A 25,976-nucleotide genomic window follows, 5' to 3' on the forward strand; every position below is an offset into this window, starting at 1 on the left:
TTTGGGCGGTGGTATCGGTGGCTTGCTTGTTTGATGATGAGAGCAGACCGGCGGCATTTGCAGGATATGTGCTAGTGGGCGTGATATCTGCTATAGTGGCAGGCATAATGCGACTAGGCGGCGCGTAAGTGTTATTGCTGGGTTTTGTGGCTGGGTTTTTAACGCTAGATTTTAACGCTAGGTTTTTGATTATGCAAGCTTTTTATGTGGGTTTTTGTGGATTCTGGCAAAATCTTAAGTTTTCAAATCCGCGCTTTTAGTCCCGCTAGAAACTAGCAGATTCTCACAAGTTTTGCAAGACTGCCAGAATCTAGCCAAATCCTACTTCACTTTTGCCTTCAAGCCTTTGCCATCGCTGTCAAACTCCACGCTATCGCCATCTTTTAGCTTATCTTCCAAGATAAGCTCGGCTAGGCGGTCTTCGACTTCTTCATAGAGCGCTCTTTTGAGCGGGCGCGCGCCAAACACCGGGTCAAAGCCCACTTGCGCGACAAACTCTTTTGCCTTTGGTGTGAGCGAGATTTTGATGCCTCTATCAGCTAGCTTTTTGGCGATGCCCTCCAGCAATATATCCACGATGCTCGTGATTCTAGACATATCAAGCGGGTTAAATATCACCATATCATCAAGCCGATTTAGAAATTCTGGCTTGAAAAAGCCTTTGAGCGCCTCTTTCACCGCGGCTTCTCGCGCATTTTTGTCGCTTATCTCGAGAATCTTATCACTACCGATGTTGCTTGTAAGGATGATGATAGTGTTTTTGAAATCCACCGTCACGCCCTTATTATCTGTCAAGCGCCCATCATCAAGCACTTGCAAAAGCAGGTTAAACACATCTGGATGCGCCTTTTCTATCTCATCAAAAAGCACCACGCTATAAGGCTTCCTACGCACCGCTTCTGTGAGCTGTCCGCCCTCCTCATAGCCCACATATCCGGGCGCTGCGCCTACAAGGCGGCTGACTTCATGCTTTTGCATATATTCACTCATATCAAATCGGATGAGATTTTTCTCGCTATCAAAGAGAAATTTCGCCAGCGCCTTAGCGGATTGTGTTTTGCCAACGCCTGTTGGTCCTAAGAACAAAAAGCTGCCGATAGGGCGCGCATTATCGCTAAGTCCCGCTTTGTTGCGCTTGATAGCGCGCGCGATGGCTTTTATCGCCTCGCTTTGTCCGATGACGCTTTTGCCTAGCTCATTTTCGATGCCTAGAATCTTTTCTTTCTCGCTTTGGAGCATCTTTTTGACAGGGATTTGCGTCCAGCGGCTAACAATCCCTGCGATACTTTCTTCTGTCACAGCGTTTTTAAGCAGCGTGCCTTTGGTTTGCATTTGCTCCCATTTGGCGTTTAGATTCTGCTCATCTTGTATCGCTTGTGGCAAAAGGCTGTATTCGATTTCGGCAGCTTTTTGCAGGTTGCCCTCGCGTTTGGCGCGCTCGGATTCGTTTTTCAATGATTCGATTTTATCCTTGCCTTGCGCGATTTCTTGAAACACTGATTTTTCGTTTTCAAACTGCGCTTCTAGGCGCATTTTTTCTTCATTGGCATTGCTTAGCTCTTTTTTTATCTCTTCTAGGCGCGCTTTGTTGGTGTCTTTTTTCTCCATTTTTAGCGCTTCTCTCTCGACTTCTAGCGTTTGGATTTGCCTTTTTATCGCGCTTAGTTCATGCGGCTCGGATTCTATCTGCATTTTTAGCTCCGCCGCTGCCTCATCGATGAGATCTATTGCCTTGTCTGGCAAAAATCTATCCGTGATATATCGGCTAGAAAGCTTCGCCGCAGCCGCCAGTGCAGAATCCGTGATATTTACTTTGTGATGCGCTTCTAGGCGCTCTTTGATGCCGCGCAAAATCTGCAATGCTTCATTTACGCTTGGCTCATTTAGCGCGATAGGCTGGAATCTGCGCGTCAAAGCGGCGTCTTTTTCGAAATATTTGCGATATTCTTTGAGCGTGGTAGCGCCTATGGTGTGTAGCTCGCCGCGCGCAAGCGCTGGTTTTAGGATGTTTGCCGCATCCATGCTGCCCTCACTCGCCCCAGCACCGACAATAGTGTGTATCTCATCGATGAAAAGCACGATATTGCCGGCTTTTTTCACTTCATCGATAACCGCTTTTAGCCGCTCTTCAAACTCGCCGCGATATTTCGCGCCAGCCACAAGCGCGCTTAGATCAAGCGCTATCACGCGTTTATTTTGCAGGCTCAAAGGCACTTCTTTACGCACGATTCTCTGCGCCAAACCTTCTACCACCGCAGTTTTCCCCACTCCGGGCTCGCCTAGCAATATGGGATTATTTTTGGTTTTTCGTATCAGAATCTGCATCATCCGCAAAATCTCTTCATCCCGCCCGATGACTGGATCTAGCGCGCCTTCAAGCGCTTTTTGCGTGAGATCTACGCCAAATTTTGCAAGGCTTTCTAGGTTTGAGTCATCATTTTGATTCTCGATTTTCACGCCGCCGCGTATGGATTCTAGTGTCTTTTTTAGCTCGCTTAAATCGATGTATTGCCCTAGAATCTGCTTAAACGCATCCGCCTTGATATTGGCGATGATGAAGCTATCAAGCGCAACATAGCTGTCGCCATTTTGCGTGGCAAAGCCTAGCGCGTTTTCTAGCGCGTTGCTAAGCTCTTTGTCGATGCGCATGCCTTCTTTTTCGATGCTAGATACTTTTGGCAGGCGCTCTACCGCGCTTTTTGCCGCTAGCTCTAGCTCCGCGCGCTCGGCGTTCATTTTGTTTAGCGCTTGGTTTAGGATGCTTTGAGAATCCAAAAGCATAGCCCAAATCAAATGCGAAGTGGTGATTTCTTGGTTTTTGGCATGCATGGCAAGCGATGCCGCAGAATCTAGTGTTTCTTTTAGTTGGTTTGTCATTTTATCTAGCATAATGGCTCCTTTTATCCGGTTATCCGGCGATAGCTTGGCTTGGCTGGATTCTGGCGCGTTCTTGGCGTCTTTGCTTTTTTGCCTTTTTGGCGTGCCAGAATCTAGCAAGCTTTATAAGTCCGGCATTATATAAGTTTAGTCGTTTAATGTCAAGTTTATTTATAAACATACGCATAGATTTGTGAAAAATCTGCAAAGATTTTGTCAAAAAAGCAAAGTTTGTAATTTCATAATTTTTTGAGATATTTTTGGATAAAATGCCAGACATTTTCGCGCCAAACGCCAAAATCCGCCTGCACGCTAGAATCCAAAATACCAGAATCTAAAACATACCTAGTCTTAGATTCTGTGATTAGATTCTCGGAGTTTGCGGAGTTTGTGGCTTGGCGGCGAGCTTTGCTTATTTTATCTGCATTATTATTTAGAAAGGTTTGATGATGAGTAGAAATTTTTTGTTTGGCATAGGCATCGCTTTTTTGTGGGTTTTTCTCACCACTAGCAACCTCACAGCACTCACGCAAGGCAGCCCCAAAGCGCCCGCAGTAGATTCCAAAAAGCAGCGCGCGCAGGCTTATGATAGGCTCGCAAAGACGATTGCGACTATTGAGGCGTATTATGTCGATGAAGTGGGGATAGATGATATCATCGATAAGGCGATAGATGGGCTTATCGCCAATCTCGACGCACACTCTGCCTATCTCAATGAGAAAAAATACAAAGAGCTAAAAACGCAAACCGATGGCGAGTTTGGCGGGCTTGGGATAACGGTTGGCATCAAAGATGGCGCGCTCACTGTCATAGCACCCTTAGATGACACGCCAGCGCAAAAAGCGGGGCTAAAAAGCGGCGATGTGATTTTGAAAATCGAAGACCAAAGCACGATAGGAATGAATATCGATGATGCGGTAAATCTCATGCGCGGCAAGCCAAAAACCGCGATAAACATCACTATCGTGCGAAAGGGCGAGGGCAAACCGCTAGAGTTTAAACTCGTGCGCGACATTATCAAAGTAAAATCTGTGTATGCCAAAGCCATCGATGATACGCCTTATCTTTATGTGCGTATCAATTCTTTTGACAAAAATGTCACAGAATCTGTAAAGCAAGCGCTAAAAGAGCATAGCAAAATCAAGGGCTTGGTGCTTGATTTACGCAATAATCCGGGCGGGCTGCTAGACCAAGCGGTGGATTTGTCAAACCTCTTTATAAAAGAGGGTATCATCGTCTCACAAAAAGGCAAGCTACAAGAGGAGAACATCGTGTATAAGGCAAATGGCAGAGCGCCTTACGCCCAGCTTCCTATCGCGGTGCTAGTAAATGCGGGCACAGCGAGTGCGAGTGAAATCGTAGCGGGTGCGCTGCAAGACCACAGCCGAGCGATAATCATCGGCGAAGATACCTTTGGCAAGGGCAGCGTGCAAGTCGTCATCCCCATAAATACGACAGAAGCCATCAAGCTAACCACTGCCAAATACTACCTGCCAAGCGGCAGGACGATACAAGCTGTGGGCGTGTCGCCTGATATCATCGTGTATCCCGGAAGCGTGCCACATAGTGAGAGTGGCTTTGAGATAAAAGAGGCGGATTTGCGAAACCATTTGCAAAATGAGCTAAAAAAGATAGAAAACAAAGACAACAAAGACACTGCCAAAGCCTCCTTGCAAGAAGCGCAAAAAAGCATCACGCATGCGGATGTATCTAGCGATATCCAGCTAAAATCCGCGATTGACGCGCTTAAGGCGTGGGCGATACTAGATACTGCCAAAAAGCCAAAAGATGCTAAGGCAAATGCCGCGAAATAAGGCGCGGCTAAACCAAGCGCAAATAAACAATAAAGGTGAGAATGTAAAAAATAAGGCGGCTAGAATCTAAAGTGCTAGAATCTAGTTTTGGATTCTAAAATGCTAGAATCTAGCTTTTAGAAGCGCTTGTTAGAATCCAAGCGGGCGAGAATCCAAATCGCAAAATCTGGATTTTAGATTCTGGCATTTTTGAAATCTAGATTTTAGATTCTGGCATTTGTGGAATCTGGATTCTGGCGCACAAATTTCACAAAATCTCACAAAAACTCAAAGGAGGAAAAATGAGCCAAAACACACAACAAACGCAGCAAACACAACAAACGCAGCAAGCACAATTAGGCAAACAAAAAATGCTCCAAAAAATGCTTTATGAAGGCAAGGGTAAAAAGCTTTTTGCTACAGAGAATGCAAACGAAGTCATCGCGGAGTTTAAAGATGATTTGACCGCGTTTAACGCGCAGAAAAAAAGCAGCGAAGAAGGCAAAGGCGCGCTAAACTGCCTCATAAGCAGCGTGCTTTTTAAGCTATTGGATGAAAACGGCATCAAAAGCCACTTCATCAAATGCCTAGATGACACGCATATGCTTTGCCAAAAAGTAGAGATAATCCCCATCGAAGTGGTAGTGCGAAACATCGCGACTGGCTCGCTTAGCAAGCGGCTAGGCATCGAGGATGGCAAAGTGCTGCCTTTTACGCTTGTGGAGTTTTATTATAAAGATGATGCGCTGGGCGATCCTATCATTACAGATGAGCATTGCAAGATTCTAGGCATCATCAAAAGCGAGCAGGATTTAGACATTTTGCGGGAGCAGGCAAAAAAGGTAAATACGATATTGAAAGATTTTTTTGACAAAAAGGGGCTAAATCTTATTGATTTCAAGCTAGAATTTGGGCGCAATGAAAAGGGTGAAATCTTGCTAGCGGATGAAATCTCGCCAGATAGCTGCCGCTTGTGGGATAAAAAAACGGGCAAAAAAATGGATAAAGACCTCTTCCGCCAAGATTTAGGCAATCTAAAAGAGGCGTATAAAGAGGTGCTAGAGCGCATACAGCATTGATTTGTGTTTGGCAGGAGCGCGTAAAATAGTCGCAAAGCGCGCCAAAACGCTTTAAAATAGCGTGGCAAATCACGACACGCACGCCACACGCCAGCAAAGCAGAATCCAAACGCAAAATAGCAAATCACGACAAAATAGCAAATCACAAAAAAGGCAAAACATGCAAGCAGAAGTAACCATAAACCTAAAAAACGGCGTCCTTGACCCGCAGGCAAAGGCGATTCACCATGCGATAGGCACGCTTGGATTCTCGCAAGTCGCGCGCGTGGTGGTAAAAAAGCAAATAGTGCTAGAGCTAGAAGGCGTGGATGCCAGCAAGGCAAAAGACATCGCTACAGAAATCGCGCATGATTTGCTAGCAAATCCCATCATCGAAGACTATGAAGTGCGCATAAAGGAATAGTATGGTAAGTATCGTGCGATTTGCCGGGACCAACTGCGAGTTTGATATGCAGCATGTTTATGAGGGGATTTTGGGTATCCCTAGTGCTATCATCTGGCATCAAGAAAAGGCGCTGCCGCGAGAGACCAAACTCGTGGTGATTCCGGGCGGATTTAGCTATGGGGATTATCTTAGAAGTGGTGCTATCGCGCGCTTTGCGCCTATCATGAAAGCGGTGAAAGATTTTGGCGCAAAAGGCGGGCGGATTCTAGGCATTTGCAATGGCTTTCAGATTCTGACAGAGGCGAAGCTGCTGCCCGGCGCGCTTATGCGGAATAAAAACTTGCATTTTATCTCAGAAAATACGCCGATAAAAATTGCTAGCAATGAGAATCCATTTTTGCGCGATTATCAAAAAGATGAGATTATCTCGCTGCCTGTAGCGCATGCCGATGGCAACTATTACATCGATAAAAAGGGCTTAGAATCCTTGCAAGAAAACGACCAAATCCTTATGCGCTATGCTTGCGATATAAATGGCTCGATAGATTCTATCGCTGGCATTTGCAACAAAGAAAAAAATATCTTTGGGCTGATGCCTCACCCCGAGCGCGCAAGCGAGCACATCACGCAAAAGCTTGCTTCAAACGCGCATTATGCGTGTGAAATGTGGGGTGCGCAAGATTTAGATTCTGCTTCTACTTCTGCTTCTGCGCGCACCACACCGCATGGGCTAAGCATGCTAGAATCTATCTATAAGGCATAGGATGCGAGATTTTGTAGCAAAATCAGCGGCTTTGGCAGCTTTAGGAAAAATAGCGCTAAAGGCGATTTTTGGCGCGTGCCTTTTGACGCTCGCTGCTATCGCCGCGCCACAAGATGTAGATGAAGAATCAAACACATCAGTGCAATATTTGCCAGAAAGAGCAAATCCAGCACAAATGCCACCAGCACAAATCCCAACTGAAAGCATCATCCACCTCCAAAACATCACGCCAGAATCTATCCTAAGCGCGCCAATTTATATCGGGCAAAAAGTGCCTATCACCTATAGAGCGATATTTTTCAACCACGCCTCGCTAAACCAAAGCTCTTTCAAAGAAAAAACCACCAATGACAAAATAGTGCTAGAGAATCCAAATGAACCTTGGCAAAAAATATCAGAAGATGGCGTATCAGAGGAAGGCGTATCAGAATCCACGCGCGCGCAAAATATGGCAATAGCAAATCAGTTTGTAGTCCTAAGCGGACAAAAAACCTACGAAATCACCTATATCTTTAAAATCACCGCCAAATCCGCGCGCATCCCAGCCTTTGAAGTCTCTGCCCTTTCAAGCGATGGCTCGTATGTGGATTCTGCGACAAGTGAGCCGATAAATCTCGAAGCCAATGATTTATACCAAAACAAAAACTATGTCGGCGTCATCGCGGATGATTTGGCGCTAGGAATCTACAAGGCAAAGCCCTATGATGAGCATAATAACTTGCTAGCCTTTGAAATCACTGCAAGCGGCGCAAATCTAGAAGACTTCAAGCTGCCAAATGTCGAAAAGCAGGGCATCGAGCGCTCAAACTTTGGCGGGGCAAAATCAAGCGCGATTTTTTATGCGATATTGCCTAGAAGCATCCAGAATCTAAACTTTGAGTATTTTTCACTTAGCACCAACCGCTTCGAACAAATCCGCATCCCAGTCATCCCCACCACCCAAAGTGTCGCCACACAAGAGAATCTAAAGCCCAAAAACACCTATCTTATGTATTGGACGCTTTTTATCGTGGGTGTGATAGTGACGCTTGTGCTACTTAGCTTTTTTGCTAAGCGACTGCGTAAAATCCTTTGGGTGCTAAGTGCTATTATCTTTTGCTATCTTTTGTATTATCTTTTTTATACCAAAACAGCCACCCTCGCGCCAAAGACGAATATTTGGATTCTGCCTACGCATAATTCCACGCTGCTAGAGACTATATCAAAGCCTATAGATATCAAAATCATCGGCGAGCATGGGCAATACTACAAAATCATAACGCCTGATGAAAAAATCGGCTGGATAAGGAAAGATGATGCTAAATAACCTAAAATGCAAGCTAAAAGGCATCTATGAAGGCGTGCTGATTCTTATCGGTCTAGCTATCATCATCTGCTTTATTTTCATAAATCGCCAAAAAAACAACGCCAGAAGCTCGCGCAAGGGCTGTCGGCTGTTTTTTTGCTTTTCAGGCATACGATTGGAGCAAATCGGCGATTTTGATGAGAGCGCTGATCTTATCATTATGAATCATCAAAGCGTGGCGGATATTTTATGCCTAGAAGCCTATCATCCGCGCAATATCTGCTGGGTGGCAAAAAAGCAGCTAGGCGAGATACCATTTTATGGCTATGCGCTGAATGGTCCAGAGATGATACTCATCGATAGGGAGAATAAAAAGGGCTTGGCATTTTTGCTAAAATCTGTCAAAGAAAAGCTCGCACAAAACCGCCCGATAGTGATTTTCCCAGAGGGCACGCGCGGGAGGGGCAAGGAGAAGTTTTTGCCTTTTAAACCCGGGGCGAAAATCATCGCCGAGCGCTTTTCGCTAAAAATCCAGCCAATAGTGCTAATAAACACGCGCAAAATATACAATACTTCGCCTATGGAAGCCACCTCAAATGTCGCTAGGATGGTATGCCTTGAGCCTTTCACCATAGGCGAGATGCCAAAGGCTAGGATTTTCAAAAAGGCGGAATCTCTAGATTCTCTAGATTCTCTAGATTCTGGCGTGGAATCTAAAGCAGGTGGCGATAGTGGCAATAAATGCGCGAAGCGCGTTGGGCTGGTGCAAATACAAGGCGAAGCGCTGGATGCTAGAGATGCTAGTGCGCACGATTTGGATTCTAGCCAAAATGCAGAATCTCAAAATGCAGAATCTAAAGGCGCAGAATCTAAAAAAGTGGATTCTAAAAATCTAGATTCTAACCAAAGCGCAAATGTAGAATCTAAAAACACAGAATCCACCAAAGCAGATTCTAATGATTGGTATGGCACGCTTGCATCGCTTATGCAAGAAGTGCATTTGTATCATTACAAACAACTAAACAAAGATAAATAAATGACTAGAATCTATATTTTCGCATCCAAAACGCGCACCAAAGCGCCACAAACGCCAGCACCACAAAGGCGCAAGCATGGTAAATAAAATCCTTTGCGCCACAAGAAGTGGCATCGGCGGGGCGATAGTCGAGGTGCAGGCGACTTTTGTGCGCGCATTGCCCGCATTTGTCATCACCGGACTTGCTAGCAACTCCATCCAAGAAAGCAAGCAGAGAATCCAAAGCGCGCTGCATCACATCGGATTCTCCTTCCCTCCGATAAAAATCGCTATCAATCTAGCGCCCGCTGATTTAGCCAAATCCGGCAGTCACTTTGACCTGCCTATCGCCTTGCTAATCGCGCTGCAAAAGCAAAATATCACGCCAGATGATTGGTTTGCCTTTGGCGAGCTTGGGCTAGATGGCAGCCTCACTTATAGCGATACTATCTACCCGCTGCTTTTGGAAGTCTCTTTGGGCCACAAAAACGCCAAAGTTATCTTGCCAAAAGCGGGCGAGGAGCTGTTTTGCCATATACCAAATTTGCAGATTTTTTATGCTAATACTTTGCAAGAAGCGCTTGATATCATCGCGCATCCAGAATTTGCTAGCAGTGCAAATCCCGCGAGTCTCAAATTTAGCGCGCTAGATATTAAGGGCGAGTCGTTTTATTTTATGCGCGATTTTGCGCTGGATTTTTTGGAAGTCAAAGGCCAAGAAGTCGCCAAACGCGCCGCGCTAATCGCTGCTAGCGGATTTCACAATATCATCTATGAAGGAAGTCCGGGCTGTGGCAAAAGCATGATAGCAAAGCGCCTGCGATACATCCTCCCGCCTATAAGCCTAAAAGAGATGATAGAATGCGTCAAGCTCCAAGCCCTAAGCGCGCAGACGCCCTCATACTCGCCCCTGCGCCCATTTCGAGCGCCTCATCAAAGTGCGTCCAAATCCTCTATCATCGGCTCTGCCACGCAAAATGAAGCAAAGCCCGGCGAAATCGCGCTAGCGCACAATGGAATCTTGTTTTTTGATGAGTTGCCGCATTTTTCCAAAGAAGTGATAGAGTCCCTGCGCGAGCCGCTGGAGAACAATGAGCTAGTCGTCTCGAGGGTGCATAGCAAGGTGGCGTATCCGACTTCTTTTATTTTCATCGGCGCGCAAAATCCATGTGCTTGCGGGAATCTGCTAAGTCCTACCAAAGAGTGCCGCTGCACGCCAAAAGAGATAGCCGCTTACAAATCGCGCCTAAGCGAGCCATTTTTGGATAGGATAGATATGTTTGTGCAGATGCAAGAAAATGAGACAAACGCTAAGCCCTCTATTGATTCTGCGCGGATGCAAGATGCGGTGTTTGGTGCGTTTGAAGCGCAAAAATCGCGCGCACAAAGTAGCCTAAATGGCAAGCTAAGCGAGAAAGAAATCGCGGAGTTTTGCGTGCTAGATGAAGGCTCGATGACGCTTTTGCACCAAGCCACGCAGCGCTTCAACCTCTCGCACCGCAGCATCCAAAAGCTAAAAAAGCTGGCGCGCACGATAGCAGACATCGATGCGAGCGAGCCCATAGAGAAAAAGCATTTGCTAGAGGCGCTTAGTTATAGGCGCATTTCATAGTGGATGTGCTAAAATGCGTAAAATCGTGGCTAGATTCTGGGCGCAAAAGCGAGGTGGCAAAGGTAGAATCTTGGGTAGAATCTTAAGTCAAGCGAAAATTTGAGGCGTAATTTAATCAAAAGCGGAATCTTAGGCAAAGGTGGCAAAAATGTTTAAAATGGTAGAAATGTTTTGGGTAAAGAAAATATTTTTGGGAGTTTTTAGAAAAATGAAAAATTTTGGAAATTTTGTAAAAATGAGCGGCTTATCAGAATCTAACAGCTTATCAAAATCTAGTGGCTTGCTAGATTCTAGCAACTCATCAGATTCTAACAGCCTGCCAGAATCTAGCAATTTGCCAGAATCTTTGGCGCCAAAGCTTTTTAGCGCTGGCAGATTGGCGCTGGCAGATTCTGGTTTCGCAGAATCCAAAATTTTGGCATCAAAACCTTTTGGCGTTAGCGCTGGCAGATTGGCGCTGGCAAAATCTAGTTTTTTAAAATCCAGTTCCACAGAATCTATTTTCGCAGAATCTATTTTCGCAAAATCTAGTTTCGCAAAAATCTCTCCCCTTAGATTCTGCCTTATTGCTACATTTTGCGCGCTGTTTGCGCTGCTATCTTTTGCACCACTCACGCTACACGCCAAAAGCTCGATAATCTCGCCCCTGCCACTACCCACGCAAAAAATCCTAGACATCGATGATAAACAATGCAATGAGAGCTGCCTAAAAAAGCTTTACAATCAAGGGCTAATTTTTTCATTTCTCGCCAAATTTAACCAAACCACCAATGACAAAAAACTGCTAGGCTACTATGCTGATGCGCTAGCCCAGCTAAATGGCGCGATAGGCAGAGAGCCCAGCGATTCTAGCCATTTCAAACTCGCACTCATCATCCCAAAACAGCTTGTAGGCAGGTATTCTGTAAGCGTGGCAAACACGATTTTGGCATATCTCATCGCTAGGGGGATAGATTTTGAGCTAGAAGTGTTTGATTGCGTGGATGAAAGCGTGGCAAACTTAGAATCTAGCTACAATCAAGTGATACAAAAAAACTTCGATTTTGTCATCGCGATGCTAAGCCACCAAGGCGTGCAAAACCTCATAAGCTATGGCAATGTGCTCTATCCGACATATATTCCCACGATAAACAAAGAGCGCATTTTGCAAAACATCGATGAAGGCGAAATCCCGGCAAATCTTTACTTCGGCGGTATCAGCTACCAGCAGCAAATCCAGCTCCTAATGCCAATCATCAAAGATTCTTCTGTCGTAGAATACGCCGATGATAGCCAAATAGGCAGCTATCTCTCCGAACTTTTCGCTTCATACAATCCTAAAATCATCCGCAAAAAAGCGATGAATAACCAAGATGCCTCGCATTTCAACAAAATGCTAAATGTCGAGGAGCGCTATTTGGAGAATAATGTTTTGATGCTAAACACCGCCGCATCAAAAACCGGGCTCATCCTATCCCAGCTAGAATACGCCGAAAATCCGCCAAAAATCTTTCTCTCCACGCAAATAAATTTCAACCCCGTGATATTGCAGCTCGCCTCGCCAAAAAGTCGCGAAAATCTTTTTGTCGTGAGCTCTATAGATGCGACCAACCAAAGCCTCATCGAATACGCGATGCTTTTGAATAGCGATTTGCGATATGACTGGGTGAGCTATGCGACTTCGGTGGGGACGGAGTTTGGCTTGTGGATGAGTGATAGGAGCACGAAGCGGTATTTCAAAGAATCTATCAAAGATAGGCAAGTGGAGTATCAAAACCAGCTCTATACGACAAAGGGCGCGAATTTTGTGCTGGTAAAATAGGGGCTAAAGGGCAGAATCTAAAAAGCAAGATGCAAAAAAGCAGAATCTAAAAATATCAATAATGCAGAATCTAAAAAAATAGGATGCGAAAAGGCAGAATCTAAAAAGGCGGAGTTTAGATAAAGCCTCGCTAGATTCTAGATTCCATATTTCAAAATCTATTTTCCAAAATCTAGATTCTAGCGCGTTTCTACACATCGCGCCAACCTAAACGCGAAAAATTATCAAAACGCTAAAAAATCTTGCCAAAAAATTACACTATTTGTATATAATCGCTCAATTCCAAAATCACAAGGAGACAAAATGGGACAATATATCGAGCTAAAACAAGACAACTTCGAGAGCGTGACAAAAAGCGGCGTTGCGTTGGTGGATTTTTGGGCGCCTTGGTGTGGTCCATGTCGTATGCTAGCGCCAGTGATTGATGAGCTAGCCGGCGAGTTTGAAGGCAAAGCGGCTATCTGCAAGGTAAATACTGATGATGAGAAAGATTTGGCTGCAAAATTTGGCATCCGCTCTATTCCTACTATCTTGTTTATGAAAAATGGCGAAGTTATCGACCAAGTCATAGGTGCCGCCACAAAAGATGTCCTAGAAGGCAAACTAAACGCTCTTCTTTAATACTTCAATTAGATTCTCGCTTTGGCTTTTGCTAGGCGAGAATCCCCTCTTTAGGAGAATCTTATGATAAATTTAGCGATTATTGGTGGAGGACCTGCGGGTCTTAGTGCTGGGCTTTATGCCACAAGAGGCGGGATAAAAGATGTTGTGCTGTTTGAAAAAGGCATGCCCGGCGGGCAGATTACAGGCAGCAGCGAGATAGAAAACTATCCCGGTGTCAAAGAAATAAAAAGCGGGCTTGATTTTATGGAGCCATGGCAGGAGCAGTGCTTCCGCTTTGGGCTAAAGCAAGAAATGGTAGAAGTAAATCGCATCAGCAAAAATGGCGATGTGTTTCAAATCCACCATAGCAATGGCAAAATGGTAGAATCTAAAGCGGTGATTCTAGCCACAGGCGGGCGTCCAAAGCGCATGGGCGTGAAAGGCGAAAATGAGTTTTGGGGCAAAGGTGTAAGCACTTGCGCCACTTGCGATGGATTTTTCTACAAAGACAAAGAAGTCGTGGTAATCGGCGGGGGCGACACTGCGCTAGAAGAGGCGATATACCTTACCAAAATGTGCGCCAAAGTCTATCTCGTGCATAGACGCGATGGATTCCGCGCCGCACCTATCACGCTAGAGCACGCTAGGGCAAATGAAAAAATCGAGATTCTCACACCTTATGTCCCGCTAGAGATTCTAGGCGATAATAGCGGTGTCACTGGCATCATGCTGCAAAATACGCAAACAAAAGAGACAAAAGAGCTAAGCGTGCCGGGTGTTTTTGTGTTTGTCGGATATGATGTGAATACGCAGGTGCTCGATCAAGAAGATGGCAGCAAGCTTTGCAAATGCGATGAATATGGCTCGGTGGTGGTGGATCTCTCCATGAATACCAATGTCAAAGGGCTCTACGCAGCGGGCGACATACGCATAAACGCACCAAAGCAAGTGGTGTGCGCGGCGGGCGATGGCGCGACAGCGGCGCTTCAGGCGATTGGCTATCTTGATTCTTTGGCGCATAAATAGATTTTGGTTGGATTCTGCTAGATTTGCTAGATTCTGTGCCCTTGCGTTTGCCTTTTGTGCGCTTTGGTTGCCTTGCGCGCTGGGTGCTTTAATTTGGGCGCGCTAGTTGCTATCTTGCGCGCGTTTTTTTGTGCAGATTTAAACTTTTAAAATTTATAGATTTAGCAAACTTAAGGAGCAAAAATGCTAAAAATCGGTGTTTTTGGTGCGAGCGGACGCGTGGGACAGCTCATCATCCAAGAAGTGATGGCACATAGCAAAGAGCTAGAAATCGGCGCTATTTTTGTAAGAAGAGAGCTTGATTTTTCTCTGCCAGAAGGCAGCTTTGTGACTAATAACATAAAAGAGTTTTTGGAATGCTGCAGCGTGATTATCGATTTTAGCCAGCGCGAGGCGACGCATCTGCTCCTGCAAGCGCTAAAAGACACGCCAAAGCCTTGCATCATCGGCACTACCGGCTTAGAAAAAAGCGATTTTGAGCTACTAGAATCCGCTAGCAAAAAAGCACCCATTTTATACGCGGCAAATATGTCTCTAGGCGTGGCGGTGCTTGATAGACTCGTAGCCCTCGTGGCAAAAGAGCTAAAAGATGCCGATATCGAGATAAGCGAGATACACCACCGCTTCAAAAAAGACGCGCCTAGCGGCACAGCACTCCGCCTAGCAAACACTTGCGCCAATGCGCGCGGCAAAGCGCTAGAATCCGTGATGATAACTGATAGAGCAAGTGCTGGCGAGCGCAAAGAAGGGCAGATCTCTGTCACCTCGCTTCGCGGTGGCGATGTGGCGGGCAGGCACACGGTGGGATTTTATGTGGATGGTGAGTATCTTGAGCTCACGCACAACGCCACCTCTAGAGCGACTTTTGCCAAAGGCGCTATCAAATGCGCGCGCTTCATCAAAGACAAAAAGCCAGGCCTCTACGACATAAACGATGTGCTTGCGTAGGTGCTAGGTGCAAGCACACATCAAAGCCGCCGCGCTTCACGCCACTTCCATATACTATGACTATCTAGATTCTCACAATCTAGGCTGCGAGCAGATACAAATCCTAAGCTTTCACATCGATGACAATGTCCTGCACTTCCATATCAAAGCGAAGTTTTTAAACACCGATTCGCTGATGATAGAGGTGGATTCTAGCTATATGCCAATAGTCGAGGATGGCGCGCTTGGCGTGCTTTTTTATGATGAAAAGGCTAGTATTTTGGCGATAGAGTGCTATGATGAAAAGCTGCTAAAAAAACTGCGCGCGCTTCAAGATTCTAGCGAGTTTGCAGGCAAGGTGAAGCTTTTTAGCGATTTGAAATTTTTGATACAAAATCTTGAGGCGTTTTTTGAAGAATCTAGCTATTTTGCGCTGCCTTCCAAAGCGCCTTTGGCATCGCTAAAGTCCAAGCCAAAAGTGCAGGCAGAATCTGGCGCGGCTGTGGATTCTGAAGTGGCTGTGGATTCTGGCGCAGCTTTGGATTCTGAAGTGACTTTGGATTCTCGCTCCGCTTTAGATTCTAGTGGCGCTTTGGATTCTGGCGACAATTTAGATTCTAGCGTAGATTCTAGCGCAAATCGAGATTCTCATTCTGCTTTAGATTCTGATGTGGCTTTAGATTCTCGCGCACAAAATGCAGAATCTAGCCCCGCCACCACCAGCGCACCAAAATCCACGCCAAAACCAGCACCAAAATCCACGCCAAAACCCACCACCGCCACGCCTCTCACTCCCGAGCAGCAGCGCGCACTAAACACCATTTTTGCCAATCCTTTTAGCTACATCTGGGGTGCGCCGGGCAGTGGCAAGACGCAGGCGGTGCTGTTTGAGGCGCTTTTGCATTATATTTATAGTGGCGTGCGCGTGTGCGTGCTGGCCCCGACAAATGCCGCTTTGGAGCAAGTCCTAAAAGCGCTTATCAAAAAGTTTGACGCGCTTGGGCTAAACCGCGAGAAGCTGCTGCGTCTAGGCACGCCGAGCAATGCGTTTTTGGAGCAGTTTGTGGAGGTGTGCGACCCGCAGTTTTTGCAAAAGAAAAAAACCCAAAGCCTCTTTAGCGCGACAAACCCCAAAACAAGGCTTAAAGAATCGCTAGTCATTGGCATGACGATGGATGGCTTTATCAAGCGATATAAGACGCTTGGCGTGGAGTTTGGGCATATTTTTTTGGATGAGTGTGCTTTCACTCCGCTCATCAAAGCGCTCACGCTGACTACTCAAAGCGCGCCCATCACGCTGCTAGGCGATCACAAACAGCTTATGCCAATCTGTGAAATGCCGCCAAAAGAGATAAAAGGCGAGGCCATTTGGGCAAATCTTTTCAATCTCTCATCGCTTTTTTTGGAGGATTTTTTCAAGCAAAAGCCAGAAATCACCGCGCCAATTTTCCAAAAAACGCAATTTAGCCTGCTAGAATTTAGCGCCACCGCCTTTGCCACACTTCGCAAAACGCACCGCTATGGCGACAATCTAGCCAAAATCCTAGATAGACACATCTATCAAAATGGCTTGCGTGGCAACGCTGAAAACACCGAGCTTTATTATATCGACTGCGGGGGTTCAGAGATTTTGGATAAGCAAAATCTAGCCGAAGCGCGCATGATAGCCACCATCATCGCTAGTAAAAATAAAAAATCGCCCAAAAATGCGCGCGAAAAAACAGCGCGCGCTGGCGATTTAAACGCTAGTGGCGCAAACACGCTTGATATAGCGGGTGTGGCGGAGATGATAGGCGAGGATTTTGCTATCATCACGCCTTTTGTGCGCCAGCGCAAACTGCTCGCAGAAAGCGGCGTGCCATACAAGCACATCCACACTATTCATGGCTCGCAGGGGCAGGAGTTTGAAAGCGTGATATTTTCGCCTGTGATGCTGCATCATCATCTGACTGATTCGCGCAACAAAAACGCCGCGCACGCGCTAAATGTCGCGATAAGTCGCATCAAAAAGCGGCTTATTATCGTGTGTGATTATGCGTATTGGATGCGCTGTGGCGGGCAGTTTTTGAGCGAAATCTTGCGCTATGCCAAACCACTTCTAGTGGATTCTGCACCGCGCGCGCAAAGTGTGGAATCCAAAAATATAGAATCCAAAAATACAGAATCTGGCTTTGCAAATCTAGATTCTAGCGCGCCAAATATTGCACCTGCAAATATTGCATCTAAAAATATTGCGCCCGCGCAAAACCCAGCAAACACCACGCCCGCGCAGCCCGCGCCAAAACCACAGCAGCCAATAGAAATCATCCAAATATAGCCATGCCACACCGCACTAAATCACACGCGCACCCCGCGCAAAAAGCACAAATACAAGCACAAATAAAAATAAAATCAAAGACACAAGCGATGCGATCAACAAACAGCAATAAACAAAATAACGATAAACAGAACAAAAAAGGGCGAGTGGTGATTCTAGCTAGTTTGGCGATTTTGGCAGTTTTGATTTTGTCGATTTGCGCGCTTTATGCGCCTTTGCGCGTGGTGGAATACCGCTTGAAACTGCCTAGCGAGCAAGCCTCTAGCGCGCCTATCACGATAGCGCTGCTTAGCGATTTGCACTCTGGCAAAATGTATCAAAAAGAGATTTTGGCAGCGCTTCGCGCGAGGATGCCAGATATCATCGCGATGCCCGGAGATATGATAGATGATAAGGTGGCGATGCGCGATGCGTGGGAGTTTTTTGATAGCCTAGATTCTCATGCGCTTAAAAATATCCCGCGGTTTTATGTGAGCGGAAATCATGAGTTTTGGAGTGGCGAGATAGTGCATATCAAGCAGCGACTGCGCGAGGCTGGCGTCATCGTGCTAGATTCTAGCGCGCCAAAGCAAAATCTAGCGATAAATGGCGTAAATATCGAGATTTGGGGCGTGGATGATCCATATGTGTATGCGTATGATGAGGAGGGCGCGCGCAAAAAAGAAGCCACCAAAAAGCACAATAAACAATGGAGTGAGCGGGTGATTGATAGGCAGTGGGAGGCGGGCATAAAAAGTATTTTTGAAAATGCGCTTGATTTTGATAAAAATGCAGATTTGGCGGATTTGGATTCTGGTGCAAAGTCTGGCGATTTAGATTCTCGCGCGCCTTTGGATTCTGGTGAAAATCTAGATTCTGCGCCAAAATCTAGCGCATCACCAAAAGCGCCTTTTAGGATTTTGCTCTCGCATCGCCCGGAGTTTGTGGAGATTTTTCGCACGCTTCCGGTGGATTTGATCCTTAGTGGGCATACGCATGGCGGGCAAGTCCGCTTGCCTTTTGTCAATGGGCTCTACGCGCCAAATCAAGGCATTTTCCCAAAATACGCCGGCGGACAATACACGCTAGAATCCGCCAGTCTAGATTCTAGCGTTTCAGATTCTGATATTTTAGATTCTCGCGCGCGGATGCAAAACGCGCGCCAAAAGCCCCAAAACATGCGCCAAAAGACACTTATCGTATCGCGCGGACTTAGTTTCAACCCCGTTTTGCCGCGCATTTTCAACCCGCCAGAGATTGTTTTTATCACACTAGAATCTATCTAAAATCATTGCAAATATTTGCAAGCTGCCGCGCGATAGATTGCAAACTCCCGCGCAAAACGCAAACTTTTATCCCAAATCTGCTATAATCGCGCAAATCACAAACAAAAGCAAAATCCACAAAAAGGCTGCAAATGTCTTGCATATCAAAAATCACAAACACATCACGCCTAGCGCACCTTCAGAATCTAAGTCTTGCCAGCATCGCGCGCGCTCGCCAAATCACGCGCCAAATCATCCACCAAACCACCCATGCTTCGCAAATCGCGCGCACCAGCAAAATCACCCGCCTTTTCCTCGCATTTACGCTATTTTTTGGTATCGGTTTTATTGCTAGCGGCTGCAAAAGCGATGAGCTAGTGGTGGCTACGGCGGCGGAGTTTAGGCCATTTGAGTTTATTGATGGCGATGATTTTAGCGGGATTGACATCGACATCGCGCGCGAGATTGGCAAGCGGCTTGAGAAAAAGGTCGTGTTTAAGGATATGAAGTTTGATTCTGTCATCATGGCGATAAACAGCGGCAGCGTGGATATGGGGATAAGCGGGCTTACGATAAACCCCACGCGCGAAAAGATTGTCAATTTTTCTACGCCTTATTATTCCGCCTCGCAGGTTGTTATCATCAAAGGCGGCGATTCGCGATTTGAGGGCTTGCAAAGCGCGCAAGAGATAGATGAAAAGATAGATTCTATAAACGGACTAAAAATAGGAGTGCAGATAGGTGCTACAGGCGCGTTTTATGCCAATGGCGATAAGGATTGGGGATTTGGCGGGTTTAAAAATGCGGTGGTAAAAGGCTTCACCAATGGCGCGCTAGCCACGCTCGCGCTAGAAAATAACCAAGTGGATATCGTCATCATCGATGAAAAGCCAGCGCAGATGCTAACCAAAGCGCGCCAGAATCTAAAAGTCCTGCCACACGCGCTAACGCAGGAGAAATACGCCATCGCGGTGAGTAAATCAAAGCCGGAGCTACTAGCGCAAATAAATGAGATTCTAGCGCAAATGCAAAATGATGGCACGCTAGAGGCGATATTTGCGAAATATTTGCAGTAGGGCGCGATCAAGATTCTAGCGCGCTACGCATGCAAAACACAAGCGCACCAACGCAAAACACCAGCAAAACGAAAGGCGATTTTAAGTGAGCGGATTTGAAATAGGCAAAAAGCTAGCGATTTTTTATGATCAGTTTGTCGAGAAAAACGGCTATGTTTTGGTGCTAGAAGGGCTTGGGACGACGATTTTGCTAAGCATTTGCGCTTTTATCATAGGCGTGATTATCGGCACGCTTGTGGCGATATTTTTGCATAAGCGCGACAAAAATAAACTCGAAAAGCTCTTGGCATGGATTCTCAAAATCTATGTGGGATTTTTCCGCGGCACGCCGATAATCGTGCAGCTGCTGTTTATGTATTTTGTGTTTTTGCCTCTGCTTGGGCTTGGCGGGCTTAGCGCGCTTTTGGTGGCGGTGGCGATTTTTGGGCTAAATTCTGGCGCGTATGTGAGCGAGATTGTGCGCGGCGGGATTTTGAGCGTGGATAGGGGGCAGGATGAGGCGGCGCGCGCGCTTGGGCTAAAATCGCGCGATAGCATGCGATTTGTCGTATTCCCTCAAGCGCTAAAAAACGCCATCCCAAACCTTTGCAATGAATTTATAACGCTGCTCAAAGAAACCTCTGTGGCAAACTACATCGCCGTGCATGACTTGACTTACGCATTTAGCGCGATAGCCAACGCCTCTTATGAGACGATGATCCCCTATTTTTGCCTAGCGGTGTGCTATCTCATCATGGTGATAGGTGCTAGCTCGCTTATCAAAATCTATGAAAAAAGGCTAAGAAAAAGTGATAAGCATTAGAAAACTTACCAAAAGCTATGGCGATGAGAAAAGCGGGGGCAAAAAGCTCGTGCTGCGCGGTATTGATCTAGAAATATCGCGCGGAGAGAAACTCGTGCTAGTGGGACCTAGCGGGAGTGGCAAAAGCACGCTTTTGCGCTGTATGAATCTGCTTGAGATTCCGGATTCTGGCGAGGTGTGGTTGGATGGCAAGCGCATTTGTGAGCTAAGCCCAAATCTTTATAGCGAGCTGCAAGGCTTACCGCCAAAAGCCCTGCGCCAAGCTATCGCCAAATACGACAAGCAAGACAGAATCCCGCTTGATCTCGCGCGCTCGAAAATGGGTATGGTGTTTCAGCATTTCAATCTTTTTGAGAATCTAAGCGTGATGGAAAATATCACGCTAGCGCCCGTGCGCCTAAAGCGCGCTAGCATAAGCGAGGCTAGGGAAGTGGCGGCGGCACTGCTTGCGCGCATCGGGCTGTATGACAAGCGCGATGAATACCCCTCGCGCCTAAGCGGCGGGCAAAAGCAGCGCGTGGCGATCGCTAGGGCGCTTGCTATGAAGCCAGAGGTGATGCTTTTTGATGAGCCTACAAGTGCGCTGGATCCGGAGATGGTGGGCGGCGTGCTTGATCTTATGAAAGAGCTGGCGGAGGAGGGGATGAGTATGGTGTGCGTGACGCATGAGATGAGTTTTGCCAAAGAGGTGGCGAGCCGCGCGATATTTATGGAGGGCGGGGAGATCATCGAAGATGATGCGCCAAGCAGATTTTTCACCACGCCCAAAAGCGAACGCCTCGCGGCATTTCTGCGACATATAAGGCATTAGTCTGACTCGGTGCGCGAGTTAGGCAAAAAAAGCGAGCGCCGCTTTTGATATGTGGCGGATAAAGATTTGTAAGAGATGCCTATAAGGCTTGTTTGCCAAGAGATATTTGCAAGGGAATATTTATAAGGAAATGCTTATAAAGTTTATTCGCGCCTAAAATCTATCTCAAGCAAAACTTGCGGCGTGGGCGTGATGATGCGCGTGCAAAATTCGCGCGCGTTTTCTAAATCATGCGTGATAAAATCGCGCTTTGTGGCAGCTTGTAGCGCATCGTTGCCAAATAATGCGTGGCATGCAAGAAAAATGCGTTGTTTGTATCTGGTGCATTCTAATGTGTGACAGAAAATATTTGCAAGTTTTGCTAGTATCTGCAAATCCATCTCGAGCAAAACTTGGAGCAAGCCCCGCAACATAAGCGCGATAATATGCATGCAAAATCCACACTTTTTTATGGATTGCAAAACCCCATAAGTTTTGTGTTTTACTCCTTGCAGAACAATGAAGTAAAACATCAATTTCTTCAGTAATTTAAACCCCCCCCTGTTCCCCTGCGAAAACAAGCCGCAGACGCAGTTTCTTTAGAAAAGGAAGGTGACTAGCAACAAGGATAAAGGCAAGAGTTTGCCGACCAAAAAGCTAGAATCTAGATTCTAGAAACTTTGCGTTTTGACCTCCTGCGCTTGCTATTTAAACGCTTTTTCAGTATCTTTGCATATAATGCGCTTTTGCACGACGCAGGCGCAACCATAAAAACGCCTAGAATCTAAAAGTCACGCACAGCAGCAAGCGACAAAATCGCAACACCAAATCAAAGCAAATCGTAAATAGGAATTTTTATGATACAAGTAGCCCACAGCCCCGATGCAGACGATATTTTCATGTATTATGCCATAGCGTTTGGCTGGGTGGATTCTGCGCTTGGCTTGCGCTTCTCAAACATCGCCCAAGACATCGAGACGCTAAACCAAGCCACCATCAAGCAGCAATACGATGCGAGCGCGATTTCTTTCGCGCTGTATCCTTTGGTGTGTGATAGCTACGCGCTTTTGCGCACAGGCGTTAGCTTTGGCAATGGCTATGGACCAAAGCTGATTCGGCGCAAAGATTCTGTCTTAAAGCGTAATTTCAAAGTCGCGCTAAGTGGCGCACACACGACAAACGCACTGCTTTTCAAGCTCGCCTATCCAAACGCAAAAATCGTGTATAGAAACTTCCTAGACATCGAGGGCGCCGTGCTTTCAGGCGAGGTGGATGCGGGCGTGCTGATACATGAGTCTATCTTGCACTTTAGCGATGAGCTGGTGGTGGAGGCAGAGATTTGGGATATTTGGCACGAGCTTGCCAAAGATGAGCTGCCGCTGCCGCTTGGTGGCATGGCACTCCGCCGCTCTATCCCGCTAAATAAGGCGATAGACATAGAATCCACTCTCACAAAAGCCGTGCAAATCGCCACGCAAAACAAATCGCTGCTTTCCAAAATGCTGCTCTCGCGCGGGCTCATCCGCGTGGATGCAAAAGCACTTGACACATACCTAAATCTCTATGCAAATGATGAGTCTATAAGCCTTTCAGAAAAGCAGATTCTAGCGATTGATAAGCTGTTTGCGCTTGGGTTTGATGCTGGAATCTACCCGCAAATCATAAAAAGCAAGGACTATATGATACCTTGTGAGTATGCTGGGCTTAGGCATTCTTAGGCGTTTTAAGAGGCTAGCGACTTTTAGATTCTAGCGCGCCCCGATACATGTGCTAAATTTGCGCGCCAAATTTAGCGCGCCAGAATCCAACATTTGCCATTTTTTAAATTTTGCGCGATACAATGCCAAATCTAAACACCAAGCACAAAGGATGTACCATGATAAACAAATGCCTTTTCCCAGCCGCCGGCTATGGCACGCGATTTCTCCCAGCGACCAAAGCCATGCCAAAAGAGATGCTTCCCATCCTCACAAAGCCACTCATCCAATATGGCGTCGAAGAAGCACTAGATGCGGGCTGTCACACGATGGCGATAGTCACAGGGCGCGGGAAGCGCAGCATAGAGGATCATTTCGATGTGAGCTATGAGCTAGAGCATCAGATAAAAGGCACTGACAAAGAGGCGCTAATAGCCGATGTGCGCAATCTCATGAGCTACTGCACCTTTTCTTACACGAGGCAAAACGAGATGAAAGGCTTGGGGCATGCGATTTTGACAGGTGAGACACTGATTGGCAATGAGCCGTTTGCTGCGATTTTGGCGGATGATTTGTGCGTGGGCGAAGGCGGGGGCGTGCTGGCGCAGATGGTTAGGCTTTTTAACAAGCACAAATGCTCTATCGTGGCTATCGAGGAAGTCCCTATGGATGAAGTCGATAAATATGGCGTGATAGAGGGCGAGGAGATATCGCCGGGCGTGTATCGCGTGAGTAGGACTATCGAGAAGCCATCCAAAAAAGAAGCACCCAGCAACCTTGCGATAATCGGGCGCTATATTTTGACGCCGGATATTTTTGATATTTTGCGCGTCACGCCTCCGGGCAAAAAGGGCGAGATACAAATCACTGATGCGCTTATGGAGCAGGCAAAACATGGGCGCGTGTTGGCGTATAAGTTTAAGGGCAAGCGGTTTGACTGCGGAAGTATCGATGGCTTTGTGGCGGCTACGATGGCGTTTTATGAAAATATGAAAAATGGGAATGGCGTGAAATAGGCTAATGGCAATAGGCTGGATTTGGCTTAGGGGCTAGATTGGCGGCGCAAAAACTTTTAATAGCAACATAAGGGGCGAAATGTATAATCAAGGATTCTATGCGCTATTTTTGGTGATATCATTTGTGCTGGGACTTGTGGTGTTGCTATTTGGCTTTTTGATGCGAAGCCTTTTTGACCACAAACCAAAAATCAAGCGCAAAAAGCTAACCATCGCCGACTTCCGCGCAAAAATCCCAAGCGGCAAAACCACCGAGGAAGCACTAAAGCTAGTGGCGCTATTTAGCAAAAAGTTTGGCGTTATGCATTCAGATTCTGCCGAGAAGCAAGAGTGGCTAGATGCCATAAGGGAGCTAACCACGCTAGAATCTATCGACACAGATAAGGCGGCTGAAATACGCGAGCAGCTCATCGCCAAAAACCCAAGCCTCAAAAAAGAAATCGCCGATGCAGTCGGCATGGCACTAAAGACAAAGAAGGATGTCAGGTAAAACGCTAAGCAAAGAGCAGATTATGCGGATTCTGACAAGATGAATGCTAGATCTAAAATAAAAGCCCCTAAGATAAAAGAGGTTTTGGATAGATGATTTTGAGTGAGATTCTGTTTGATTGGCCTAAATGCAAACGCGGCTTTTGCTAGTATTTTGGTATGTTATAGAAAACAAAATAAGCAGAATCTAAAAACGCCAGGCTAAGCCCGCAGGCTAGAATCTAAAAAAGCAAAATCTACTTTTATAGATTCTAGATTCTGATGAAAAATAGATTTTGCATTTTTGAATGGGCGGGATAAGAAAATGAAGGTTTTGTGTGAGTATGTGCGAGATGGACGAAAACATCGCTAAATCCATGCCAAAACTCCATAAAAGAAAGGCGGTTGGCAGCTTATATGCGCTTAAGCAATAACGCAGTATAATGCGCGCTTGTGATCGCGTAGCTCAGCTGGTAGAGCACTACCTTGACATGGTAGGGGTCGTTGGTTCAAGTCCAATCGTGATCACCATACAATTTTATGGATATAGAAAATCCCTGACAAGCCTGTTTGCAATCTCTATGCTGCGACATGGCAAGGCTCATTGATTAAGCCAAATTGCAATTGCCATACTTCGAAATATTCTAACCGCGCGAAATAGGCGCAAATCCTTGGCTCAAACACAAGGAGAATCCCATGCAAGGAAAATCTTATGCAAGGAGAATTCCATGAATGAAGAAACCAAAAACGCATTAGAATCCGCCAAAGAGGCGCTAGAATTCACCAAAAAGGCGCTGAAAAATCTCGATGAGTGCCTAAAAGACGAGGCGCAAGATGAGTATAAAGAAATAAAAGATGCGATAAAGGATTTTCGCGACGAGCTAAAAGATAGCGTCGAGGAGCTTTCTAGCACGCTTTCTGAAGAAGCCAAGCGCAAGGCAAAATCTACGCTAGAATCCACCAAAGATGCGTTTAGTAAGTTTGGCGACGCGCTCAAAGAAAAGGCAAAATCCACCACCAAAGACGCGCTAAATAAAGCCAGCGAGTCGCTAGAAAATCTAGCTAAAAAGCTATAAAATTTAGCGATAGATTTTGCTATAGATTCTGGCTATTTGGCATCGAGTTTTTTGAAATCGCTTTTTGTGCGCGGATAGTTTTTGCATTTAGCTGACATTTGGCTAACATTTAGCTAGCACCGGTGCGCCAAGCGGGAATTTTGTGAAACTTTATCATCACGCTTGTGTGCTGCTGCACTTTTGTGCGCATTTGGATTCTGCGCTTGCTTTCAAGCGCTAGTTTCAAAACCTATAGAATCTCTTTTATAATCTTGATAAAATACGCCAAAATTATTCGCGCCCAAAAATAAAATCTAAAAAGCAGAATCTAAAAACGCCAGAATC

At 46.2% G+C, this 25,976-nt stretch carries 26 protein-coding genes, 1 tRNA gene and 1 pseudogene; 22 read left to right on the forward strand and 6 right to left on the reverse strand.

Annotation, left to right across the window (positions count from 1 at the left end; translation table 11 throughout):
- Positions 1-321 precede the first annotated feature (321 nt).
- Positions 322-2,889: an ATP-dependent Clp protease ATP-binding subunit gene (locus tag BKN38_RS06465; RefSeq protein WP_066453458.1), complete on the reverse strand. Its 2,568-nt coding sequence runs from the start codon at positions 2,887-2,889 to the stop codon at positions 322-324.
- A gap of 19 nt (positions 2,890-2,908) precedes the next feature.
- Entirely contained in the window at positions 2,909-3,058 is a 150-nt protein-coding gene (locus BKN38_RS06470; protein WP_156528070.1) for a hypothetical protein, read from the reverse strand.
- Between the two features lie 68 nt (positions 3,059-3,126).
- Here BKN38_RS06470 and BKN38_RS10660 point away from each other — a divergent pair, with 68 nt between their 5' ends.
- Positions 3,127-3,324: a hypothetical protein gene (locus BKN38_RS10660; RefSeq protein WP_143000230.1), complete on the forward strand. Its 198-nt coding sequence runs from the start codon at positions 3,127-3,129 to the stop codon at positions 3,322-3,324.
- Between the two features lie 2 nt (positions 3,325-3,326).
- On the forward strand, positions 3,327-4,691 hold the full coding sequence (locus BKN38_RS06475) for a S41 family peptidase (RefSeq protein WP_066453447.1): 1,365 nt from the start codon (positions 3,327-3,329) through the stop codon (positions 4,689-4,691).
- 129 nt (positions 4,692-4,820) lie between these two features.
- Here the strand turns inward: BKN38_RS06475 and BKN38_RS11935 are convergent, their stop codons facing one another.
- The gene (locus tag BKN38_RS11935; protein WP_256325554.1) at positions 4,821-4,952 is read right to left on the reverse strand and encodes a hypothetical protein; all 132 of its coding nucleotides are present in this window, start codon (positions 4,950-4,952) and stop codon (positions 4,821-4,823) included.
- Between the two features lie 20 nt (positions 4,953-4,972).
- Here BKN38_RS11935 and purC point away from each other — a divergent pair, with 20 nt between their 5' ends.
- From purC to BKN38_RS06515, 7 genes and pseudogenes are all read left to right on the forward strand, one after another.
- Positions 4,973-5,749: a phosphoribosylaminoimidazolesuccinocarboxamide synthase gene (gene purC, locus BKN38_RS06480; RefSeq protein WP_082942406.1), complete on the forward strand. Its 777-nt coding sequence runs from the start codon at positions 4,973-4,975 to the stop codon at positions 5,747-5,749.
- A 160-nt stretch (positions 5,750-5,909) separates the two neighbouring features.
- Positions 5,910-6,152, forward strand: coding sequence for a phosphoribosylformylglycinamidine synthase subunit PurS (gene purS, locus BKN38_RS06485; protein WP_066453488.1), 243 nt, complete (start codon positions 5,910-5,912; stop codon positions 6,150-6,152).
- A 1-nt stretch (position 6,153) separates the two neighbouring features.
- Positions 6,154-6,897, forward strand: a complete 744-nt coding sequence (gene purQ / locus BKN38_RS06490) for a phosphoribosylformylglycinamidine synthase subunit PurQ (RefSeq protein WP_066453445.1) — start codon at positions 6,154-6,156, stop codon at positions 6,895-6,897.
- A gap of 1 nt (position 6,898) precedes the next feature.
- Positions 6,899-8,203, forward strand: coding sequence for a hypothetical protein (locus tag BKN38_RS06495; RefSeq protein WP_066453443.1), 1,305 nt, complete (start codon positions 6,899-6,901; stop codon positions 8,201-8,203).
- Positions 8,190-8,813: pseudogene (locus tag BKN38_RS11940) on the forward strand (1-acylglycerol-3-phosphate O-acyltransferase); the annotation flags it as partial. The gene BKN38_RS06495 and the pseudogene BKN38_RS11940, both read left to right, overlap by 14 nt.
- 481 nt (positions 8,814-9,294) lie before the next feature.
- On the forward strand, positions 9,295-10,809 hold the full coding sequence (locus BKN38_RS06505; RefSeq protein WP_066453438.1) for a YifB family Mg chelatase-like AAA ATPase: 1,515 nt from the start codon (positions 9,295-9,297) through the stop codon (positions 10,807-10,809).
- A 208-nt stretch (positions 10,810-11,017) separates the two neighbouring features.
- Positions 11,018-12,610, forward strand: coding sequence for a hypothetical protein (locus BKN38_RS06515; protein WP_143000231.1), 1,593 nt, complete (start codon positions 11,018-11,020; stop codon positions 12,608-12,610).
- Between the two features lie 3 nt (positions 12,611-12,613).
- On the opposite strand, the gene BKN38_RS06520 is transcribed toward BKN38_RS06515, so the two are convergent.
- Complete coding sequence (locus BKN38_RS06520) at positions 12,614-12,808, reverse strand: hypothetical protein (protein WP_066453432.1); 195 nt, start codon at positions 12,806-12,808, stop codon at positions 12,614-12,616.
- Between the two features lie 105 nt (positions 12,809-12,913).
- Here BKN38_RS06520 and trxA point away from each other — a divergent pair, with 105 nt between their 5' ends.
- The 8 genes from trxA to BKN38_RS06560 all read left to right on the forward strand — a co-directional run bounded on the left by trxA (position 12,914) and on the right by BKN38_RS06560 (position 21,416).
- Positions 12,914-13,231 (forward strand): thioredoxin, encoded by a 318-nt coding sequence (gene trxA, locus BKN38_RS06525; protein ID WP_066453425.1) that lies wholly within the window; start codon positions 12,914-12,916, stop codon positions 13,229-13,231.
- 63 nt (positions 13,232-13,294) lie between these two features.
- A complete protein-coding gene (gene trxB, locus BKN38_RS06530; protein ID WP_066453423.1) occupies positions 13,295-14,239 on the forward strand; it encodes a thioredoxin-disulfide reductase in 945 nt (314 codons plus the stop codon).
- A 183-nt stretch (positions 14,240-14,422) separates the two neighbouring features.
- The gene (gene dapB, locus BKN38_RS06535; RefSeq protein ID WP_066453420.1) at positions 14,423-15,187 is read left to right on the forward strand and encodes a 4-hydroxy-tetrahydrodipicolinate reductase; all 765 of its coding nucleotides are present in this window, start codon (positions 14,423-14,425) and stop codon (positions 15,185-15,187) included.
- Positions 15,188-15,194: 7 nt separating this feature from the next.
- Positions 15,195-17,483 (forward strand): AAA domain-containing protein, encoded by a 2,289-nt coding sequence (locus BKN38_RS06540; RefSeq protein WP_066453417.1) that lies wholly within the window; start codon positions 15,195-15,197, stop codon positions 17,481-17,483.
- 149 nt (positions 17,484-17,632) lie between these two features.
- Entirely contained in the window at positions 17,633-18,748 is a 1,116-nt protein-coding gene (locus BKN38_RS06545; protein ID WP_158655953.1) for a metallophosphoesterase, read from the forward strand.
- Between the two features lie 131 nt (positions 18,749-18,879).
- Positions 18,880-19,803, forward strand: coding sequence for a transporter substrate-binding domain-containing protein (locus BKN38_RS06550; protein WP_104720822.1), 924 nt, complete (start codon positions 18,880-18,882; stop codon positions 19,801-19,803).
- Positions 19,804-19,888: 85 nt separating this feature from the next.
- On the forward strand, positions 19,889-20,605 hold the full coding sequence (locus BKN38_RS06555) for an amino acid ABC transporter permease (RefSeq protein ID WP_066453411.1): 717 nt from the start codon (positions 19,889-19,891) through the stop codon (positions 20,603-20,605).
- Positions 20,592-21,416 carry an amino acid ABC transporter ATP-binding protein gene (locus BKN38_RS06560; RefSeq protein WP_066453405.1) on the forward strand — a complete coding sequence of 275 codons (825 nt, stop codon included), beginning with the start codon at positions 20,592-20,594 and terminating at the stop codon, positions 21,414-21,416. Before BKN38_RS06555 ends, BKN38_RS06560 begins: the two co-directional genes overlap by 14 nt.
- 143 nt (positions 21,417-21,559) lie before the next feature.
- Here BKN38_RS06560 and BKN38_RS06565 read toward each other — a convergent pair whose 3' ends face one another.
- Positions 21,560-21,847 carry a hypothetical protein gene (locus tag BKN38_RS06565; protein ID WP_143000232.1) on the reverse strand — a complete coding sequence of 96 codons (288 nt, stop codon included), beginning with the start codon at positions 21,845-21,847 and terminating at the stop codon, positions 21,560-21,562.
- Positions 21,848-22,252: 405 nt separating this feature from the next.
- Here BKN38_RS06565 and BKN38_RS06570 point away from each other — a divergent pair, with 405 nt between their 5' ends.
- From BKN38_RS06570 to BKN38_RS06580, 3 genes are all read left to right on the forward strand, one after another.
- The gene (locus tag BKN38_RS06570; protein WP_066453394.1) at positions 22,253-23,113 is read left to right on the forward strand and encodes a menaquinone biosynthesis family protein; all 861 of its coding nucleotides are present in this window, start codon (positions 22,253-22,255) and stop codon (positions 23,111-23,113) included.
- Between the two features lie 158 nt (positions 23,114-23,271).
- Complete coding sequence (gene galU / locus BKN38_RS06575) at positions 23,272-24,108, forward strand: UTP--glucose-1-phosphate uridylyltransferase GalU (RefSeq protein WP_066453391.1); 837 nt, start codon at positions 23,272-23,274, stop codon at positions 24,106-24,108.
- Between the two features lie 79 nt (positions 24,109-24,187).
- Positions 24,188-24,598 (forward strand): hypothetical protein, encoded by a 411-nt coding sequence (locus BKN38_RS06580; protein ID WP_066453388.1) that lies wholly within the window; start codon positions 24,188-24,190, stop codon positions 24,596-24,598.
- Positions 24,599-24,811: 213 nt separating this feature from the next.
- Here the strand turns inward: BKN38_RS06580 and BKN38_RS11130 are convergent, their stop codons facing one another.
- Positions 24,812-24,955 carry a hypothetical protein gene (locus tag BKN38_RS11130; protein ID WP_156528067.1) on the reverse strand — a complete coding sequence of 48 codons (144 nt, stop codon included), beginning with the start codon at positions 24,953-24,955 and terminating at the stop codon, positions 24,812-24,814.
- A 76-nt stretch (positions 24,956-25,031) separates the two neighbouring features.
- Here BKN38_RS11130 and BKN38_RS06585 point away from each other — a divergent pair.
- Both BKN38_RS06585 and BKN38_RS06590 read left to right on the forward strand, forming a co-directional pair.
- Positions 25,032-25,107, forward strand: a tRNA-Val gene (locus BKN38_RS06585).
- Between the two features lie 197 nt (positions 25,108-25,304).
- Positions 25,305-25,652: a hypothetical protein gene (locus tag BKN38_RS06590; protein ID WP_066453385.1), complete on the forward strand. Its 348-nt coding sequence runs from the start codon at positions 25,305-25,307 to the stop codon at positions 25,650-25,652.
- Positions 25,653-25,976 lie beyond the last annotated feature (324 nt).

The organism is Helicobacter sp. CLO-3, from assembly GCF_001854545.1.
Taxonomy (GTDB): Bacteria; Campylobacterota; Campylobacteria; order Campylobacterales; family Helicobacteraceae; genus Helicobacter_B.